This is a genomic window from Geomonas agri (genome assembly GCF_020179605.1).
Lineage (GTDB): Bacteria > Desulfobacterota > Desulfuromonadia > Geobacterales > Geobacteraceae > Geomonas > Geomonas agri.
This window is the reverse complement of sequence record NZ_JAINZO010000002.1, coordinates 356,604-375,419: the sequence shown is the minus strand read 5'-3', so window position 1 is coordinate 375,419 and position 18,816 is coordinate 356,604. Positions and strand designations below refer to the sequence as shown.

The window sequence follows — 18,816 nt, the reverse complement described above, 5'->3', positions numbered from 1 at the left end:
TTCGCCTTCTACTTCTTCTCCCTCGCACCGAAGTCGTACCAAGGCGTGGACGAGGCGGTGGTGGAGAAGATCGCCAAGGAGCACGGACGGGAGGCCAAGGCACCGCTCATCGATCCGGGCTCCGGTGACCTGCTGCTGTTCGCCTTCCTGGGCGCGGGCGTTGTGGGCGGCTTTGCCGCCGGATATTACTGGCGTCAGTTGACCGGGAAAGACAAGAAGGAAAGTTGATGCACCATCACTTCAACGCATACCGCCACCACGCGGCCCATCCTCTGGCATTGGTCGATGCGCGGGTGAAGCTGCTCAGCGCGCTGGCCCTCCTGGTCATGGTGCTGAGCTCGCATGGTGTGGCGTTTCCCCTGGCTGTGGCGGCCCTCGGGCTCGCGCTCTGCCTGCACTTGGGCACGCCGGCGCGCATCCTCGTGCTGCGCTTCTCCGAGCCGCTCTTCATCGCGGTCATGGTGCTGGCGCTGAAGACCTTCTTCTCCGGCACAGTTCCGCTTTTCAGCATCGGCCTGGGCGGCTGGGAGCTGATCGGGCACCGCGACGGGTTGGCGGCGGGTGGCCTCATCGCCGGGCGCATCTTGGGCGGGGTCTCCCTGCTCGCCGTGGTCGGCTTCTCCACCCCCTTCACGGAAATGATGGCTGCGCTCTCGTGGCTCAGGGTGCCGCAGGTACTGGTTGACATCGCCCTCTTCGCCTGGCGCTACCTGTTCCTGCTCCTCGAGGATGCCCAGGTCGTCTATAACGCCCAGAAAAACCGTCTTGGCTACGTCGGTTGCCGGCGTGCCCTCTCTTCCTTGGGGACGCTGGCCGGCGTGTTAGTAATCAAGGCCTTCGACAACAGCCAGAGCATTACCACCGCCATGGTGCAGCGCGGCTATGACGGAGCCATGCCCGCGTCCGTGCACCGGCCGCTACGGCTGGTCGAGGTCGGCTCCGCGCTGCTGTTCGTCGGCGCCATGGCCGCCATCAGGGCACTGTGAAATGAAGGAACCGTCCGTGGACCAGACCAGAATCTCCGTCAACCTCGAGAGTTACCAATACCCCGACGGCACCGTCGCGCTGGCCGACCTCAACCTAAAGATCGCCCGCGGCGAGTTCGCCGGCATTCTCGGCTCCAACGGCTCGGGTAAGACGACGCTGCTTAAGATCATGGACGGACTGATCAAGGGGTATCGCGGCGAGGTGCTGCTGGACGGCGACAACGTGCTGCGGCTGCACCCGCGTGACATCTACCGCAAGGTCGGCCTCGTGTTCCAGAACCCCGACGACCAGCTCTTCGCGAGCAACGTTTTTGAGGACGCCGCCTTCGGCCCGCGCAACATGGGGTGCACCGAGACCGAGGTGAAAAGCCGTGTGGAGGCCGCACTGGCAAGCGTGGACATGTCCGAGTTCGCCGGGAAAGGGATTCACAACCTGAGCTATGGCCAGAAGAAGAGGGTCTGCATCGCCGGCCTCCTGGCCATGGGGCACGAGATCCTGCTCCTGGACGAGCCGACCGCCGGGCTGGACCCGATGGGCGAGTACCGGATGATGGAACTGTTGACCCGGCTAAACCGCGACCACGGCGTCACCATCGTCATGGCCACCCACAGCGTCGACCTCGTTCCCATCTTCCTGCACCAGCTTCACATCCTGAGCAAGGGGCGCCTGGTTCGCGGCGGCGCCCCCGAAGAAGTCTTCACCGCCCCGGAGGAGTTGGCCAACGTCAAGCTGCGCCTCCCCCACATCGCCGAACTGATCTACCAGTTGAAGCACGAGGAGGGGCTCCCCTTCAGCCGCCTTCCCCTCACCATCGGCGAGGCACGCCGGGAGATGGTAGACGCGATGTCTCGAAAAAAATGATTCTTCCACCACTTCACCCACAGGGCGACCCCACCGGTCGCCCTTTTTCGTGTCACGTGCAACACCCTCGTTAGCTATTGAGACAGTTTAGCGTCCCACTTTCGCACAGGTCTCGGCTGCAAGCGCCACAGGTCGAGACTTAACCGCTCGAATTTACACTCATCCCTCCAGTGGGAGGCCAGCGGCATGCATCCTGCTCATTAGAATGTGCGCCTGCCGGTCGAGAATGTCCTCTGCCGTGGCGAATTCAATACATGGGAGCGAGACAGATGGGTGGTTTCTTTATTGCGGTTGGAGTGGTCTACGTGTTGGTGATACTGGTTCAGATAGCCTGCTACAGGAGCAGCGTGAAGAAAGCTGCGCGGGAGAATGGGCTCAGCGTGGCTGCGGCTCAGGCCTGCCACTAGGCGCGTGCTAGCCGAGGCAAGTACGAAAAAAGCGGGGCGGATCTGGTGATCCGCCCCGCTTCGTTTTTAAAGTGGCTTGACTGACGTTTAACGCTTCTCCAGAACCTTGGCCCGTGCCCTGCCGATCATGCCGGCGATGCTCCCTATCTCGTCCAGCGACTCTCCCTCAACCAGCTTGATGTGGGTGAGGTCGGCAGGGACCTGGTTAAAAGTGGGATCGACCGAGACCCATCTCCCATCCAGGTAGCTTTCCGCCCAGCTGTGGTATAGGAACCCGTCCCCCTGGTACACCAGGCCCGACACGAAGCGGGTAGGGATGCCGGCGGCCCGCGCCAGGGACACGTAGAGCCGGGCGTGGCTCTGGCAGTTGCCGCGCGCTTTCTGCAACGTTTCCAGTGGCGACTGCGAGTCGATCACGTCGGCCTTGATGTTGCCGGCGACCCACGCCGCCAGGAGAGCGACTCTTTTGGCGGGATCCTTCTCGTCCCCGACGATCGCTTTCATGTGCGAGACGATCTCGGGATTGTCGCTGGGCGTTCGTTCGCCGGGTTGCAGGTCCGCCTGGGTGGGGACTTCTTCAGCGGCAGGGCCGGGGTTGGGGAGGATGATGATGACGCTGCCGTCCGGCTGGCGCTCCGCACTTTGCCACTTGCCCTGCAGCAAGCGCTGCTGTGCGGGGATGCCCGTTATCTGCAATACCAGTTTCTGCAGCCGCTCCGGATGCTCCAGGGGAGGGGTGACCCGTATCAGGCTGAAGTCGTACACCAGGTCCTTCTTGCCCATGGCCGCTTCCGTCAGCTCGGCCCGCGCGGTTACTTCGTCCCGCGCCACCGTGAGCACCAGCCCGTCCCGCACCGATTCTTTCAGGACGTTGCCCGCCATGTCTACCCAGATGTCGTTGTCCACCATGGTGTAGAGGTCGTTTTTCAGGTGCACCACCTGCTTGCCGTCCAGGGTCTCCGGACCGACTACCTCGACCTTGGCCTGTTTCACCTTCACTGCTTCCGGGTCGAGGTACTGGATCTTGTAGGTCTTGCCCGGCACGGCCCCTTGCATGAGCGGGTACAGGTTCAATGCGTGCGGCGGGTAAACCGCCCCTTTCACTTTCAGGGTTCGGTCCTTGTTACCGTTGGCCGACCGTGTGTGCACCGTGATCCCCTTGGGGGTCACTGCGCCGTCGATGTCGACGAGGCTGCCATCGATCCGATTCTGCACCTGGAACGAGCGCAGGGTCAGGTCGGGAGCCACATGGTACGATTCGGTGGAGCTTGCCTCGCGGGAGAAGCCCATGACCTTCATCTTCACGCTGCCGCGCGAGGAGATCTGGTAGCCGTCTGCGGTGCGGGTAACGGTGGTCTGGCCGAAGCCGACCTGTTCGTCGCCCATGATGATGCTGAACCAGCGCTCGCCTTCGGGCGGGGCAGCCAGCTTGGGGAGAGGGGGTGCCGCGAAGAGCTGCAGCGGCAAAAGTACCAGGGCCAGTACCGCTATGAGCCGGAGTGTAAAACGAAAACGTGCCGTGGTTGTCATACTTCCTCCTGGGCTGAGTGCGCGGTAACTTATACCACATGAATTGCGCCCGATGCAATGCGCCAACCATCTCTTTTTCTTATGAAACGCGGCGTCTGTGAAACTCATGAGATGTTGTATTGAAAGAGTTCCTTTATTAATTGCAGTTAAGCTCTTGCAGTCTTTTTAGCACCTCAGTATAATGTGAATATAGATAAGAGTTGCGGAGGATCGTAGGGTCCTCCTTCCCCTAGCCGACTTGCCCTCCTAGTCGCTAGGGTTTTTTTTTGTACCTACTGTGTCAAAAGTGTGCCAACTGTTGCACACTTTCCGCGATTCCTATACAATCCCACCTGATCTGCAATTCCATCCGGCTGTGCCTGCGAGGACCGATGTATCCTATCGTAACTATTACCGATCAATGTCGAAAATGCTATTCCTGCGTGCGCAGCTGCCCTGTCAAGGCGATCAAGGTGGAGAAGAGCTACACCGAGATCATCTTCGAGCGCTGCATCGGCTGCGGCAACTGCCTGAGCAACTGCCCCCAGCACGCCAAGGTCATCGCGGACAACGTTGTGGTGACAGAGGCACTGCTCACCTCCGGTGATCCGGTAGTGGCCGTTCTGGGCTGCTCGTTCCCCGCCTTCTTTCACAACTGCTCCCCCGGTCAGCTCTCCGCCGGCCTGCGCCAGCTCGGCTTCGCCGAGGTGCACGAGGGTGCAAGCGGCGTGGAACTTATCGCGGAAGAGTACAGAAACGCCATCGAAAAGGCCGAGTTGCCGCTCATCTCCTCCCATTGCCCAGCCGTCGTCGACCTTGTGGAGCGGCACTACCCGCAACTGATCGAAAACCTGGTTGGGGTGGTGACGCACATGGTGGCAATGGGACGCTACCTGAAGCAGGTGCTGGGAGAGCAGGTAAAGGTAATCTACATAAGCTCCTGCATCGCCGGCAAGTTCGAGGTGCAGGCCGATCAGACCAAGGGAGCGGTGGACGTACTGCTTACCTATCGGGAGCTGGAATCGATTTTCAAAGAGCGCGGCATCGACCTGGGCTCCCTTCAGGAGGAGCCCTTTGACGGCCGGACACCGCACATGGGGCGGGTCTTCTCGCTCTCCCAGGGCTCGTTCCAGGCTTTCGGCATCAACCCGGACCCGCTCGATACCGAGATCGTCACCGCCGAGGGCGAGGTGAACGTAATGGGGATCATTAAGGATTTGGCGGCTGGGCGCATCAGCCCCAAGCTGGTTGATCTCCGTTTCTGTTACGACGGTTGCATCGGTGGCCCAGGGAGGAACAGGGACCTCACCGAGTTTTCCAGGCGCAACATGGTCATATCCCATTTCAGGAGCGAAATCCCGTACCGCGTGGCACCGCATTACCAGAAGCAATGGGACATCGATTTCTCCCGCACCTTCTCAGACAAATACGCGAAGCTCCCCACTCCGAAGGGGGGCGACGTCAAGAAGATCCTGCAGGCAACCAACAAGTTCACCCAGAAGGACGAGCTCAACTGTCGCACCTGCGGCTACCGCACCTGCCGCGAGTACGCGGTTGCGGTGTTCCAGGGACTCGCGGACCTGGAGATGTGCCTGCCGCACAACCTGCAGCAGTTGGAGGAGGAGCGCGGCCGGCTTATCCAGAAGTATGAACTGGCCAAAAGGGAGTTGGACCGCGAGTACGGCGACGAGTTTATCGTGGGGAGCGACAGTAACACCCTGGAGGCGCTGGACCAGATCAAGCAGGTGGGGCCGACGCCGACCACGGTGCTGATCCGCGGCGAGTCCGGCACCGGTAAAGAGCTGGCCGCCCGCGCTATCCACCGCTACAGCAAGAGAAACGACAAGCCGCTGGTAACGGTGAACTGCACCACCATCACCGATTCCTTGCTGGAGAGTGAACTGTTCGGCCACAAGAAGGGTTCCTTCACCGGCGCCATCACCGAGAAGAAGGGCCTTTTCGAGGCGGCCGACGGGGGCACCATCTTCCTGGACGAGATCGGTGACATCACCCCCAAGCTGCAGGCGGAGCTGTTGCGCGTGCTCGACCTGGGCGAGGTCCGACCGGTGGGCGGCACGGTGGCACACCGCGTTGACGTCCGCCTGATCGCGGCCACCAACAAGTCCTTGGAAGACGGCGTGCGCGACGGCTGGTTCCGCGAAGACCTCTACTACCGCCTCAACGTCTTCTCGATCACCATGCCGCCGCTGCGGGAGCGGGTGGAGTCGATCCCTCAGCTCGCGCACTACTTCCTGGAGAAGGCGCGCAACAAGCTGAACAAGCACATCATCGGTATCGAGGAGCGCGCCATCAACGCCATGGTGAAATACCCCTGGCCGGGCAACATCAGGGAGATGCAGAACGTCATCGAGCGCGCTGCGGTCCTTACCCACGACGACATCATCAAGCTGGGTAATCTGCCGCTGGCCTTCGCTGAAAGCTACGCTGACGAGGGAGAGGATGTCATCGACCTACGCTCCTTCAAAAAAGAGCGGGAACCGCACGTACTGCGGGTTGAGAAGAAGCTGATCCAGCGCTACCTGGCCGACGCCGGTGGTAATGTGTCAAAAGCGGCACAACTTGCCAACATCCCTAGAAGGACCTTTTATCGTCTTTTAGCCAAGCACGGGTTGAAAGGACGCACAATTCGCGCACGCGAGGAAGAAGATGAGTAATTTGTCACGCTGGGAGCGGATCCACGGTGGCCAAAATGATACAAATGGGCACAATTACGCACTGTGTGCCAAAAGTGGCGCACTTTGTATACACAGTTGGATTAAATATTTCTAACGCAAAATTAAGGGTATACGTGAAAACAGTGGGTTACGGAGCAGGTCTGCTCTTTTTTGAGGTTGGCACGCATATAGCAATATTGTAGACATCGTGTCACCAATTTTGAGCAGTACAAGGAGAAGAAGCAGATGGGCAGAATGAGAGAGAACCCCAGGTACAATGTCATTTCCATGAGGATCAGCGACGCAGAGCGTGAGACCCTCGAAGCAATCATGGACTCCACCAAGAAAAGCGTTTCCGACATCATGAGGGAAGCGATGGAACTCGTGAAGGCAAGGAGCGTCGAGCTGAACCAGAAGGCGGCCTAGGCCGCCTCGCATCACCCCGCCGAAACATAAAAAACGGCCGCGTTAAGCGGCCTTTTTTTATTCCTGCAGTTTCCGGTTCCCCGAATATTTCCTTACCTATTTCACCTTCCAGGTGGTTCCCTGCGCGCTGTCGAGGAGCACGATGTTCTTCTCCAGCAGCAGGTCCCTGATCTCGTCTCCGCGCTTGAAGTTCTTGGCCTTGCGGGCCTCGGCGCGCTCGGCGATCAGGGCTTCTATTTCTTCGACCGGGATCGCCATCTCCGAGGTCTTGCGGTCCTTCATGCGCTGCAGGAATTCGGCAGGAACTGAATCGCACACCCCGAGGGTCGCGGCGATCTGTGCCACTTCCTGCTTCACGCGCTTGAGCAGTTCCAGCGGGGAGACCGGCAGCGCGCGGTTGATGTTGCGCACCAGGTCGAAGAGATGCCCGAGCGCCATCGCCGTGTTGAAATCGTCATCCATCGCCTCGCTGAAGCGGTTCGCGATGCTGCCGCACTTCTCCTCCAGCTCCGCGCTCTCCTCGGTGGGTGCGTGGTCGGTCCCGGCGGCCAGACGCTCGTCAATGCCGGTCAGGGCCTTGTAGATCCTTTCGAGGCCGAGTTCGGCTTCCTTCAGGTTCTGGTCCGAGAAGTCGATCGGGGAGCGGTAGTGGGCCGAGAGCAGGAAGAAGCGGAGCACCTCGGCGTCGTAGCGCTCGAGGACTTCCTTGATGGTGAAGAAGTTGCCCAGCGACTTGGACATCTTCTCGGAATTGATGTTCACGAAGCCGTTGTGCAGCCAGTACTTGACGAACGGTTTGCCGGACGCGGCTTCCGACTGGGCGATCTCGTTCTCGTGGTGCGGGAAGATGAGGTCCTTGCCGCCGCCGTGGATGTCGAAGGTATCCCCCAGGAACTTGGAGCTCATCGCGGAGCACTCGATGTGCCAGCCCGGCCGGCCCTGGCCCCACGGGGATTCCCAGTACGGCTCGCCCGGCTTGGCGCCTTTCCAGAGCGCAAAGTCCATCGGGTGTTCTTTCTTCTCGTCCACCTCGATGCGCGCGCCGGCCTGCATGTCCTCCAGATTCCGCTTGGAGAGTTTCAGATAGCCTGCGAAGCGGTCGACGCGGAAGAAGACGTCGGAGCCGGACGCGTAGGCGTATCCCTTCTCGATCAGCCGCTCAACTAGGGCGATGATCTCGGGGATGTGCTCGGTCGCCTTGGGCTGGAAGGTCGGGAGTTGCAGCATGAGCCGCGCCATGTCCTTGTCGAACTCCTCGATGAAGCGCTCGGAGATCACGTTGTAGGGTACGCCGTCACGGTTGGCGCGGTTGATGATCTTGTCATCGATATCGGTGTAGTTGCGGACGTAGGTGACGTCGAGCCCCTTGGCCTGCAGGTAGCGGTAGATCATGTCGAAGACGACGTTGGCGCGGGCGTGCCCGATGTGGCAGTTGTCGTAGACCGTTACGCCGCAGACATACATGCCGACCTTGCCGGGGTTGATCGGTACGAATTCTTCCTTGCTGCCGGTAAGGGTGTTATAGACGCGTAAAGCCATGTCTGATCCTCTTTTTCTGAAGTGTTAAGGCCTTTAGACCGTTATATGTTGCCGATTGCAGCTGCCTTCCGCTGGTAAAGTTCCCCTTTACGAAGGAGGGCTTAGGGGAATTTAGCTTTCGTATGGGAGAGGGCAAATCCCCCTCCGCCCCCCCCTTCAGCATACTTCCTTACTTCTTCCCGTCGTTCCAGGAATCGCGCAGCGTCGCGGTCCGGTTGAAGACCAGGGCGCCGGGGCGGGAATCCTTCATGTCCGGGCAGAAGTAGCCCAGGCGCTCGAACTGGAAGCGATCCTCCTGCGTGGCCGCGCCGAGCGAGGGCTCCAGCTTGCAGTCGGCGAGCACCTCGATGGAGTTCGGGTTGATGGAGGTCCGGTAGTCCGGCTCGTTTTTGCCGCCCGGGTTAGGGGTGCTGAAGAGACGGTCGTAGAGGCGCACCTCGGCGTTGATGGCGTGCTCGGCGCTGACCCAGTGGATGGTCCCCTTGATCTTGCGGCCGTCCGGGGCGCTGCCGCCGCGGGAGCCAGGATCGTAGCTGCAGCGCACCTCGATCACCTCGCCGTTCTCGTCCTTCACCACCGACTCGCACTTCACGATGTAGGCGTAACGCAGGCGTACTTCCTTGCCCGGAGCCATGCGGAAGAACCCTTTGGCCGGCTCCTCCTGAAAATCGTCGCGCTCGATATAGACGGTCTTACCGAAAGGAACCATGCGGCTTCCCATCTCCGGGTTGTTCGGGTGGTTGGCCGCCTCGAACTCCTCGGTCTGACCTTCTGGGTACCCCTCGATCACCACCTTGAGGGGGCGCAGCACGGCCATGGCACGCGGGGCACGCAGGTTCAGGTCCTCGCGCACGGCGTCCTCAAGGATGCTCATGTCGATCAGGCTGTCGCTCTTGCCCACGCCGATGGTCTCGCAGAAGGCGCGGATCGACTCCGGGGTGAAGCCACGGCGCCTGATCCCGACCAGGGTCGGCATGCGCGGGTCATCCCAGCCGTCCACGAGCTTCTCCTGGACCAGTTCGAGAAGCTTCCTTTTGCTCATCACCGTGTAGTTCAGGTTCAGGCGCGCGAACTCGATCTGGCGCGGGTGGCAGGGGACCGGGAGCTGGTCCAGCACCCAGTCGTAGAGCGGGCGGTGATCTTCGAACTCCAGGGTGCAGATGGAGTGGGTGATCCCTTCGATGGCGTCGGAGATGCAGTGCGCGTAGTCGTACATCGGGTAGATGCACCAGGCATCGCCGGTCCGATGATGGTCAACCTTCTTGATGCGATAGATAACCGGGTCGCGCAGGTTGATGTTGGGGGACGCCATGTCGATCTTCAGGCGGAGCACCTGGCTGCCGTCCTCGAACTCGCCGGCGCGCATGCGGGCGAAGAGGTCGAGATTCTCGGCGACGCTGCGGTTGCGGTACGGGCTCTCTTTGCCGGGCTCGCTCAATGTGCCGCGCATGGCGCGGATTTCGTCAGCGGTACTGCTGTCGACGTAGGCCAGCCCCTTCTCGATCAGGATCAGCGCGTACTGGTAGAACTTCTCGAAGTAGTCCGAGGCGTAGTACATGTGCTGGCCCCACTCGAAGCCGAGCCACTTCACGTTCTCCTTGATGGAGTCCTCGTACTCGATGTCTTCCTTGGTGGGGTTGGTGTCGTCGAAACGGAGGTGGCAGCGGCCGCCGAAGTCGCGAGCCAGGCCGAAGTTGAGGCAGATCGACTTGGCGTGCCCGATGTGCAGGTAGCCGTTGGGCTCGGGCGGAAAGCGGGTGACGATGGTCTCGTGCTTGCCGTTTTTCAAGTCGTCGGTGACGATGTTGCGAATGAAGTTGGCCGCCTTTTCGACGGTCGGGGTATCTTCTGTAGTCATATCAGATGTCCTGTCCGCAGCCGGCATGTACCCGGCGCGTTGAGATATTAATTAATATAGCAGCCGCCTGGCGAAGCGGCTGTGGCGGGCAAATGATTGCCCCGACAGGGGAAACGCTGAACTGTAGGGGCGAATAATCATTCTCCCAGATCTTACCCTTACGCTTTTTTCGCCAAAAGTGCCACCGAGTATGCGGCGATACCCTCGCCCCGACCGGCGAAACCAAGCTCCTCGGTGGTGGTCGCCTTGACGTTGACCCGGTCTTCCTCGGTGCCCAGCGTCTCGGCGATGTTGCTCCTCATCTGCTGGATGAAGGGGGCGAGCTTGGGGCGCTGCGCCACGATAGTAGCATCGACGTTGCCGATCTGGTACCCCTTGCGCTCCGCGAGATCCATCACGTGACGCAGGAGCTTGCGGCTGTCCGCTCCCTTGTACGCCGGGTCCGTGTCGGGGAAGTGCTTGCCGATGTCCCCCTCGCCGATGGCGCCCAGGATGGCGTCGGAAATGGCGTGCAAGAGTACGTCCGCGTCGGAGTGGCCCAGGAGCCCCTTCACGTACGGGACATCAACCCCTCCCAGGATCAGTTTGCGCCCCTCCACAAGTCGGTGTACGTCGTAGCCGTGTCCGATGCGCATCATGTCAGTTCTTCTCCTTCAAAAACGCCTCGGCGAGGATCATGTCCTCCGGCGTGGTGATCTTGATATTGCGATAGTCGCCCTGCACCACCCGGACCGGTTGCCCCTGCCATTCCATGAGCGACGCGTCGTCGGTGCCGAGGAAGCCTTCGGCGGCGGCCTGGTCGTGGGCGGCGCGGATAAGGTCGTAGCGGAAGCCTTGCGGGGTCTGGGCAAGCCAGAGCGTTTCCCGGGGCGGCGTGGCGGTAACCACACCTTCACGAACCACCTTCACCGTGTCTTTCACGGGAACCGCGACTACGCAGGCGCCACCCTCGCGGGCTGCAGCGGTGGCGTCCTCGAGCATCTGTACCGAGACGAAGGGGCGCACACCGTCGTGGATCAGCACGATGTCGTCGGGCTGAATCCCTTCGATGGCGCGCAGCCCGTTGTACACCGAATGCTGCCGTTCGCTGCCGCCCGGCACGATCGCGCGTACCTTTGTGAAGCCGTAGCGTTCGACGACCTCGCTGCGGCAAAACGGGATCTCCTGCTCCGGGGAAACCAGGTAGATCGCGTCAATGCAGTCGGCTTCCTGGAAGGTCTGCACGGTGCGGGCGAGGATCGGCATGCCGTCCAGCATGAGGTACTGCTTGTTGGAGCCTGCCCCCATCCTCTTGCCCATACCGGCGGCGGGGATGAGCGCGATTGTTCTGGCCAAAGTTACCTCGAAGAAAGCGGGCGTTCCCAAGGGGGAAATCGCCGAATTATACAGTTTGGCTGTGAAAAAACCAGTTAATTATGACCAAAGTTGGCGCTGTCACTGATGCGTGCCTCGGTCATTGAACCAACACCGTGCCCTCACCCTGGCCCTCTCCCGGAGGGCGAGGGGGCTTGGACGAGAAGTCTTAGACCGCGAGCGCGCTCAGGGCGGCAGCGAGGTCGTCGAGGTCGGCGTCCTGCAAGGTCCGCGGATCGAGCAGGAAGGCGTTCTTGTTGATGCGCCCGATGACCGGGATCTCCATGCCACGGAGCCTTGCCTCGATGTCGTTGGGAGTGAGCCCCTCCACTGCCACCTCGATCAGCACGGTGGGGAGGTTCAGCAGCGGCAGCGTCCCGCCGCCGGCCTGGGAGAATCCCTCGCTGAGCTTGAAGCTGACGGCGTCCGGCGTGCGGCGGCGCAACCGGGCGGCGATCTTCCTGGCCCGCGCGGTCAGGTCGGGGAGGGTGGCGGTCAACATGCGCAGCGTCGGCACTTCCTTGAGTGCCACCATTTCGTCACGGTACAGGGCGAGGGTCGCCTCCAGGCTGGCCAGGGTGAGCTTGTCCATCCTGAGCGCACGCAGTAGCTGGTGCTTCTTCATTGCCTCGATGAAGGGCTTCTTGCCCACGATGATGCCGGCCTGCGGACCTCCGAGCAACTTGTCGCCGCTGAAGGTGATCACGTCGACGCCGGCGCGGACGAAATCCTGGACCGTGGGCTCGGGGCAGGGGAGCCGGTTGGAAAGGTCGACCAGGTTGCCGCTCCCCATGTCGGCCAGCACCGGCACGCCGGCCTGATTGCCCAGTTCGACCATCTCCTCAGCGGTGACTTCCTTGGTGAAGCCGAGCACGGCGAAGTTGCTGCAGTGCACCTTGAGGAAGACGGCGGTGTTTTCGTTGACGGCACCGAGATAATCCTTGGGATGGGTCCGGTTGGTGGTGCCGACTTCCTTCAGGGTCACGCCGGAGAGTTTCATAACCTCGGGGATACGGAAGGAGCCGCCGATCTCAACAAGCTCGCCGCGCGACACCACCGCCTCGCGCCCCGCTGCCATGGCGCTCAGGGTGAGGAGGACGGCGGCGGCGTTGTTATTCACCACGATGGCCGCCTCGGCGCGGGTCAACTCGCACAAGAGTGCCTCGACATGACTGTAGCGGCTGCCGCGTACCCCCTCGTCGAGGTTGAATTCGAGGTTAGAGTAGGAAAAGGCGATCGTGTTCAGCGCCTCGCGCGCCGCCTCGGGGAGGATGGAGCGCCCGAGGTTGGTGTGGATCACGATGCCGGAGCCGTTGATCACCCGCTTAAGGCTGGGCTGGGTCAGCAGCCGCAGTTCCCGCGCAACCTCGGCGCAGACCGCAGCTTCGGCGAAGGCCGAGTCGCTCAGGCGGCCGGCACGGGCGCCTGAGCGCAGCTGATCGAGCACCAGGCGGACCGCCTTGAGGACCAGTTCCCTCGGGTGGCCGGCCAAGAGCGCGCGCACCGCCTCCCATTCCAGTACCCGGTCCACTTTCGGGATCATTTTCAACTGCTGCACGGCGCCTCCCTGTCCAATGAAATGGCAACGCGCTAATTTAGCGCAAAGTGAGGCGTGAGGCAAAGAAAAACCACAGGTTGAGGGGGGATGGGGAGCAAAGCGTGGGGGAGGGGGCGGACGGAAATATGGAGGGCGGCGTGACAATACCGGGCAGATTCGCCGGCACCGAACGCCGAGGAAAGACCGGCCCCGCACCCCTGGGGCGAGACGGGACCTTCTTGAATTATTTAGAGATCGAGACCCTTGCTGGTCCAGGCTTCCGCTGCGGCGGTGTCTTCGTCGATAAGAACCTTGCCGCCATACTCGGCATTTTTCTGAACCAGCATCTCGGCCATGACCGGATCGCGCTTGCGGAACGCCTCGATGATCTTCTCGTGCTCCTCAACCGAGAGCTGCATCCGGCCCGGCTTCATGAGGGAGGCTAGGCGCAGCCGCTGGAACTTCTTGAGCAATTGGGCGATCATGTCGTGCAGCTTCTCGTTACCGGCACCCTTGATGAAGAGGTCGTGGAAGCTGTTGTGCACCTTGAAGAAGTGGCGCACATCCCCTTCCGCCGCAATCTCGCGCAGCTTCTCGTTGATAGCTTCCAGCTTGTTTATTTCCCTGGTGCTGAGCAGGCTGCAGGCCTTGCGGGCGGCGTACCCTTCGAGGATGCTCTTGATGGCGTAGAACTCTTCGACGTCTTTCGGCGAGAAACTGGCTACAAGCGCTCCTTTGCGCGGTATTACGGAGAGGTACCCTTCAGACTCCAACTGGCGGAATGCTTCGCGGATGGGGGTGCGGCTGATACCGAAGCGGGCTGCGAGTTCGGGCTCAGCTACCTTTTCTCCCGGCTTGAGGGCGCCCGACATGATGGCGTCGCGGATCGTCTCAAGTATCCGTTCTCTAAGGGTAAGGTGCTTCTCAACGTTCTTCTTCATGCGGCCCCCTTCAATGATCGCCGTATTGTATACAGTATCCAAAGATTGTCAAGAACTTCCCTCTTCAAAATGGTGGGGTTGCACATGAAAAAGCTTGTAATCTCCCAGCGCCGTCTGTATGTTGCGACGCTGAGGGAGTTTAGCTATGGACCCGGTACGCCATTTCAAGATCTCAATTTGTGTGCTGCTGCTACTGCTCACCGTCGGTACCTGCGGCTATATGTCGCTGGAGGGGTGGAGCCTGCTCGACGCCCTGTACATGACGGTGATCACCCTGGGCACCGTTGGTTTCCGCGAGGTCCACGACCTGAGCCACATCGGCAAGGTCTTCACCATGATGCTGATCTTCTTCGGGGTCGGCGTTATCGGTTACATCGTCGGCAGCCTGGCCCAGATCATGTTCGAGGGGCAGTTCCAGCGCATCATCGGGAGGAAAAAGGTGGAAAAGGCGATTGCCGCCCTGGACGGGCACTACATCATCTGCGGTTTCGGACGCATCGGCTCACTGATCTGCAAGGAGTTTTCTGCCAAGCCGCTGCCATTCGTGGTGGTGGAGAAGGATATCGAGATGATCTCGCAGATGGAGCAGGACGGCCACGGCTACCTGTTCCTGCCGGGTGATGCCACCATCGACGACGTGCTGCTGAGGGCCGGCATCAAGAAGGCCAAGGGGCTGATCTCGGTGGTCACCTCCGACACTGAGAACGTCTACATCACCCTGACGGCGCGGGGACTCAACCCCGACCTTTTCATCCTGGCGCGTGCCGGTGAAGAGGGGAGCGAGATCAAACTGAAGCGGGCCGGCGCCAATAAGGTGGTATCTCCGTATCTGATCGGCGGCTCCAGGATGGCGCAGGCTATCCTGCGCCCCACCGTGGTCGACTTCATCGAGATCGCCACCGGTCGTGAGCACATGGAACTGCAGATGGAGGAGATCCTGATCCCGCCGCATTCCGGTTTCATCGGCGAGACGCTGGCCAGTTCCGGCTTCCGCAAGGAGACCGGCGTCATCATCGTCGGAGTCAAGAAGCAGACCGGGAAGATGGTCTTCAACCCCGAATCCCACACCAAGATCGAGGCGCACGACACGCTGATCGTGCTCGGAGAACCGGCGGCGATCCAGAAGCTGGACCAGTTGGTCCGCTGCGACAGCTGCGCCGAGGAACTGATCAAAAAGCACAGGAAAAAAGATGAGTAAAAGAGTCTTCGCCCACGTCCCTTACAGCCAGATCAATGAGCATTTCCCCTACATCCTGGAACGCAAGCTGAACCCGGAGATCTACCTTTCCGCCGACGCGCTCGACGCCGCCACCCCGGCACAACTCGCGGAAACCGCGCGGACACTCGATGGGGAGGGCCTTTCCTGCACCATCCATGCACCGTTCATGGACCTGAACCCCGGCTCGCTGGAGCGGATGCTGCGCGATGCGACCATGCACCGCTTCGGGCAGGTGCTGGACGCCGCGGCGATACTGCGCCCGGAGGTCATGGTATTCCACCCCGGTTTCGATCGCTGGCGTTACGGTGAAGCACAGGGGCAGTGGCTCGATTTGAGTGTTGCGGCCTGGCGGGAGGTGCTGCGGCGGACCAAGGGGATCGGCACGGTGGTAGCGGTGGAGAACATCTTCGAGGAGGAGCCGTCCACCCTGAAGGCGCTGTTCGAGGCGGTTCAGGATCCGGCATTCGGGCATTGCTTCGACGTGGGACATTGGAATCTGTTCAAGCGGGTGGGGATGGAGGAGTGGTTCGAGGCGCTGGGGGGATGGGTCCGGGAGGTGCATATCCATGACAACAGGGGCACCAAGGATGATCATGCGCCTCCGGGAGAAGGTGCCATCGACTTCGCGCTGTTCTTCAAGCTGATGGAGCAGTACGCGCCGGACGCCGCTTACACCATTGAGTCGCACAGCAGACCGCACCTGGAGAGCTCGCTGCAGGTGCTCGGCCCTTACCTGGACTAGCGGCGGGACTTCCTGGAGCGCTTCAGGGCCGAGGCGAGGTAGCCAACCACGCCGACGTTCACCAGGAAGACCGCGGTGCGTGCCCAGTCCGGTTTACGAAAAATCTCGAAGACCTCGACGGGGAGGTAGATCGCGCCGGAGAGAAAGCCGAACCACTCCGCCCATCTTTTCTCATGCCACAGCCCATAGGCTTCCACCAGTCGGGCCGCCGCGAAGGCCAGTGCGGAAGCCGCCAGCATCCAGAGTTGTACATCGGTAACGCGATTGGCGGCGTCGATAAAGATGCTGGGGTAGTGGCGCGCCGGGTTCATATGCAGGACAAGCACCAGTCGCACCGCGATGTCGTGCACGTTCTTGTGCACCAGTGTCAGCGCGCCGCACCCTGCCAGCAGTACCACCACGCCCTTCAGGGCCTCAAAGACCGCCACTACGCGCAGCCCGCGCCCTTTTGCACTTCTTGCCTTCGGCGGCATCCGCAGTTCCCCCGTTACCCGCGAAAGATGAAGAAGACGGCCCCAGCCATGCACATCCCCGCCCAGAGGTAGTCCAGCTTGAGCGGCTGCCCCATGTAGAAGACAGCGAAGGGGACGAAGACCGACAAGGTGATCACTTCCTGCATGATCTTTAATTGTCCCAGGCTAAAGGTTCCAAAGCCGGCGCGGTTCGCCGGAACCTGGAGCATGTACTCGAAAAGGGCGATGCCCCAGCTCGCCAGGATAGCAACGTAGACCGGCGCGCTGCGCAGGTCCTTGAGGTGGGCATACCAGGCAAAGGTCATGAAGACGTTGGAAAGGATCAACAGTACGATGGTTCTCATAGCTTTTCCAAGTAAGGATTTTGCCCCGTTGGGCACGGGTGGCGCACCCGGCGCCGGTGCGGTTGTCGAGGTGTTGAGCAGTGATGTCGGCAACGGGGACTGGCAAGGATAACATGATAACTGTGTCCGGCGCAAAGGTTGTGGCTGCAGAAAATGCAATCCAGAGATGTTTTGAAGTATTATTGGCTGCGAATAATTAATAAAAACATTACTTGTTTATCTCCCTGAAGTTTCAATTGTTTACATCACAAAAATACTGTAGTATGCGGGCGTTTTGGCCGTTCCTGCTACTGTCGTTCTGTCAACCGCGAAATGATTCGGTGTACTTAGGCGATGCCTTGGTGTGCAATTGACAGTGGCGCGTCGGCCGTTTTGTACGCTGAGTTTTGCGCCGGAGGCGCCTCAAAGTGTCCGGTGTTATTTTCTGCGAAGGGACGGAACTATGAAGATTGAGAAACAGGAAGCTTATTTGAAGGAATGGCAGGGCCATGAGGAACTTGCCGAGCGCATGCTCCCGATCATCGGCCATCTTTACCGCGACAACAACATCGTCACCACGGTGTACGGTCGCTCCCTGGTAAACAGCCCGACCATCGAGATCCTCAAGGCGCATCGTTTCGCTCGTCTGATCCTCGACGGCGAACTGACCGTCCAGGAGACGTTCCCGGTCCTGGAAGCCCTCGCCAAGCTGGACCTGGCGCCGGCGCGTATCGACCTCGGCAGGCTCGCGGTCCGCTACCAGGCCGTGCAGGACAAGGTCTCCATCGATGATTTCGTCGCCAGCGAGCTCGCCTCGGTTAACACCGGCCGCACCTCGCTGCTCGATGAGCCGCAGGACATCGTGCTCTACGGTTTCGGTCGCATCGGCCGCCTGCTCGCCCGCATCCTGGTCGAGAAGTCCGGCAGCGGCGAGAAGCTCCGCCTGCGCGCTGCCGTGGTGCGCAAGGCCGGTCCGGATGACCTGGTCAAGAGGGCGAGCCTCTTGCGCCGCGACTCCGTGCACGGTCCCTTCAACGGCATCATCACCATCGACGAGGAAGAGAACGCGATCATCGCCAACGGCAACATGATCCGCATCATCTACTCCGATGCCCCCGAAAACGTCGACTACACCCAGTACGGCATCCACAACGCCATCGTCATCGACAACACCGGTAAGTGGCGCGACCGCGAAGGCCTCGGCCGTCACCTGAAGGCGCCCGGCGTCTCCCAGGTGCTGCTCACCGCCCCGGGCAAAGGTGACATCCCCAACGTCGTCGCCGGCATCAACAACGAACTAATCGTGCCGGAAGAGACCATCTTCTCCGCCGCGAGCTGCACCACCAACGCCATCGTTCCGGTGCTGAAGGCGGTCAGCGACAAGTTCGGCATCGTCAGTGGCCACGTCGAGACCTGCCACTCCTACACCAACGACCAAAACCTGATCGACAACTACCACAAGGCCGACCGTCGCGGGCGGAGCGCCCCGCTGAACATGGTCATCACCGAGACCGGCGCCGCCAAGGCCGTCGCCAAGGTGCTCCCGGAACTGACCGGAAAGCTGACCGGCAACGCCATCCGCGTACCGACTCCGAACGTTTCGTTGGCGATCCTCAACCTGCAGCTTGGCGCCGAAACCGACGTGGTGTCGCTGAACAGCTATCTGCGCGCCATCTCCCTCGATTCGCCGCTGCAGAACCAGATCGACTTCACCAACTCTCCGGACGTCGTCTCCAGCGACTTCGTCGGCTCGCGGCATGCCGGCGTCGTTGACTCCCTGGCTACCATCGTGCAGGGCAACCGCTGCGTGCTCTACGTCTGGTACGACAACGAGTTCGGCTACAGCTGCCAGGTCGTGCGCATGGTCCAGAAGATGGCGGGCCTGGAACTGCCGGCGCTTCCGGCCTAGTTCGACGCGGCAAAACTTGCTAGACAGTAAAAGGGGCACCCATGCCGGGTGCCCCTT

17 protein-coding genes and 1 pseudogene are annotated in these 18,816 nt (G+C 61.0%); 9 read left to right on the top strand and 9 right to left on the bottom strand.

Features of this window, described 5'->3' with window-relative positions:
- Window positions 1-39: 39 nt before the first annotated feature.
- The 4 genes and pseudogenes from K7R21_RS20960 to K7R21_RS13045 form a co-directional block, all read left to right on the top strand.
- A pseudogene (locus K7R21_RS20960) lies at window positions 40-228 on the top strand (cobalt ABC transporter permease); the annotation flags it as partial.
- A complete protein-coding gene (cbiQ, locus tag K7R21_RS13055; protein WP_224983744.1) occupies window positions 228-986 on the top strand; it encodes a cobalt ECF transporter T component CbiQ in 759 nt (252 codons plus the stop codon). The pseudogene K7R21_RS20960 and the gene cbiQ, both read left to right, overlap by 1 nt.
- Before the next feature lies 1 nt (window position 987).
- The gene (locus K7R21_RS13050) at window positions 988-1,848 is read left to right on the top strand and encodes an energy-coupling factor ABC transporter ATP-binding protein (RefSeq protein ID WP_404813654.1); all 861 of its coding nucleotides are present in this window, start codon (window positions 988-990) and stop codon (window positions 1,846-1,848) included.
- Window positions 1,849-2,117: 269 nt separating this feature from the next.
- Window positions 2,118-2,255, top strand: a complete 138-nt coding sequence (locus K7R21_RS13045) for a hypothetical protein (RefSeq protein WP_224983742.1) — start codon at window positions 2,118-2,120, stop codon at window positions 2,253-2,255.
- Window positions 2,256-2,342: 87 nt separating this feature from the next.
- Here K7R21_RS13045 and K7R21_RS13040 read toward each other — a convergent pair whose 3' ends face one another.
- Window positions 2,343-3,785 (bottom strand): transglutaminase-like domain-containing protein, encoded by a 1,443-nt coding sequence (locus tag K7R21_RS13040; RefSeq protein WP_224983741.1) that lies wholly within the window; start codon window positions 3,783-3,785, stop codon window positions 2,343-2,345.
- Window positions 3,786-4,156: 371 nt separating this feature from the next.
- On the opposite strand from K7R21_RS13040, the gene K7R21_RS13035 reads away from it, so the two are divergent.
- Window positions 4,157-6,439 (top strand): sigma 54-interacting transcriptional regulator, encoded by a 2,283-nt coding sequence (locus K7R21_RS13035; protein WP_224983740.1) that lies wholly within the window; start codon window positions 4,157-4,159, stop codon window positions 6,437-6,439.
- A 246-nt stretch (window positions 6,440-6,685) separates the two neighbouring features.
- Window positions 6,686-6,865 (top strand): ribbon-helix-helix protein, CopG family, encoded by a 180-nt coding sequence (locus tag K7R21_RS13030; RefSeq protein WP_224983739.1) that lies wholly within the window; start codon window positions 6,686-6,688, stop codon window positions 6,863-6,865.
- Between the two features lie 96 nt (window positions 6,866-6,961).
- Here K7R21_RS13030 and cysS read toward each other — a convergent pair whose 3' ends face one another.
- From cysS to K7R21_RS13000, 6 genes are all read right to left on the bottom strand, one after another.
- Window positions 6,962-8,404, bottom strand: a complete 1,443-nt coding sequence (gene cysS, locus K7R21_RS13025) for a cysteine--tRNA ligase (protein WP_224983738.1) — start codon at window positions 8,402-8,404, stop codon at window positions 6,962-6,964.
- A 169-nt stretch (window positions 8,405-8,573) separates the two neighbouring features.
- A complete protein-coding gene (locus tag K7R21_RS13020) occupies window positions 8,574-10,262 on the bottom strand; it encodes a glutamine--tRNA ligase/YqeY domain fusion protein (protein ID WP_224983737.1) in 1,689 nt (562 codons plus the stop codon).
- 158 nt (window positions 10,263-10,420) lie between these two features.
- On the bottom strand, window positions 10,421-10,897 hold the full coding sequence (ispF, locus tag K7R21_RS13015) for a 2-C-methyl-D-erythritol 2,4-cyclodiphosphate synthase (RefSeq protein WP_224984902.1): 477 nt from the start codon (window positions 10,895-10,897) through the stop codon (window positions 10,421-10,423).
- A gap of 4 nt (window positions 10,898-10,901) precedes the next feature.
- On the bottom strand, window positions 10,902-11,597 hold the full coding sequence (ispD, locus tag K7R21_RS13010; RefSeq protein WP_224983736.1) for a 2-C-methyl-D-erythritol 4-phosphate cytidylyltransferase: 696 nt from the start codon (window positions 11,595-11,597) through the stop codon (window positions 10,902-10,904).
- A gap of 187 nt (window positions 11,598-11,784) precedes the next feature.
- A complete protein-coding gene (selA, locus tag K7R21_RS13005) occupies window positions 11,785-13,158 on the bottom strand; it encodes an L-seryl-tRNA(Sec) selenium transferase (protein WP_224984901.1) in 1,374 nt (457 codons plus the stop codon).
- 242 nt (window positions 13,159-13,400) lie between these two features.
- A complete protein-coding gene (locus tag K7R21_RS13000) occupies window positions 13,401-14,093 on the bottom strand; it encodes a GntR family transcriptional regulator (protein ID WP_224983735.1) in 693 nt (230 codons plus the stop codon).
- A 145-nt stretch (window positions 14,094-14,238) separates the two neighbouring features.
- Here K7R21_RS13000 and K7R21_RS12995 point away from each other — a divergent pair, with 145 nt between their 5' ends.
- Together K7R21_RS12995 and K7R21_RS12990 are read left to right on the top strand one after the other, a co-directional pair.
- Window positions 14,239-15,291 carry a potassium channel family protein gene (locus tag K7R21_RS12995; protein ID WP_224983734.1) on the top strand — a complete coding sequence of 351 codons (1,053 nt, stop codon included), beginning with the start codon at window positions 14,239-14,241 and terminating at the stop codon, window positions 15,289-15,291.
- Window positions 15,284-16,054, top strand: a complete 771-nt coding sequence (locus K7R21_RS12990; RefSeq protein ID WP_224983733.1) for a sugar phosphate isomerase/epimerase family protein — start codon at window positions 15,284-15,286, stop codon at window positions 16,052-16,054. Before K7R21_RS12995 ends, K7R21_RS12990 begins: the two co-directional genes overlap by 8 nt.
- Here K7R21_RS12990 and K7R21_RS12985 read toward each other — a convergent pair.
- Together K7R21_RS12985 and K7R21_RS12980 are read right to left on the bottom strand one after the other, a co-directional pair.
- Window positions 16,051-16,527, bottom strand: a complete 477-nt coding sequence (locus K7R21_RS12985) for a DUF2127 domain-containing protein (protein WP_224983732.1) — start codon at window positions 16,525-16,527, stop codon at window positions 16,051-16,053. The genes K7R21_RS12990 and K7R21_RS12985 overlap by 4 nt on opposite strands.
- Before the next feature lie 14 nt (window positions 16,528-16,541).
- Window positions 16,542-16,871 (bottom strand): DMT family protein, encoded by a 330-nt coding sequence (locus K7R21_RS12980; RefSeq protein WP_224983731.1) that lies wholly within the window; start codon window positions 16,869-16,871, stop codon window positions 16,542-16,544.
- A 442-nt stretch (window positions 16,872-17,313) separates the two neighbouring features.
- Between K7R21_RS12980 and K7R21_RS12975 the strand changes: the two genes are divergently transcribed.
- Window positions 17,314-18,759 carry a glyceraldehyde-3-phosphate dehydrogenase gene (locus K7R21_RS12975; RefSeq protein WP_224983730.1) on the top strand — a complete coding sequence of 482 codons (1,446 nt, stop codon included), beginning with the start codon at window positions 17,314-17,316 and terminating at the stop codon, window positions 18,757-18,759.
- Window positions 18,760-18,816 lie beyond the last annotated feature (57 nt).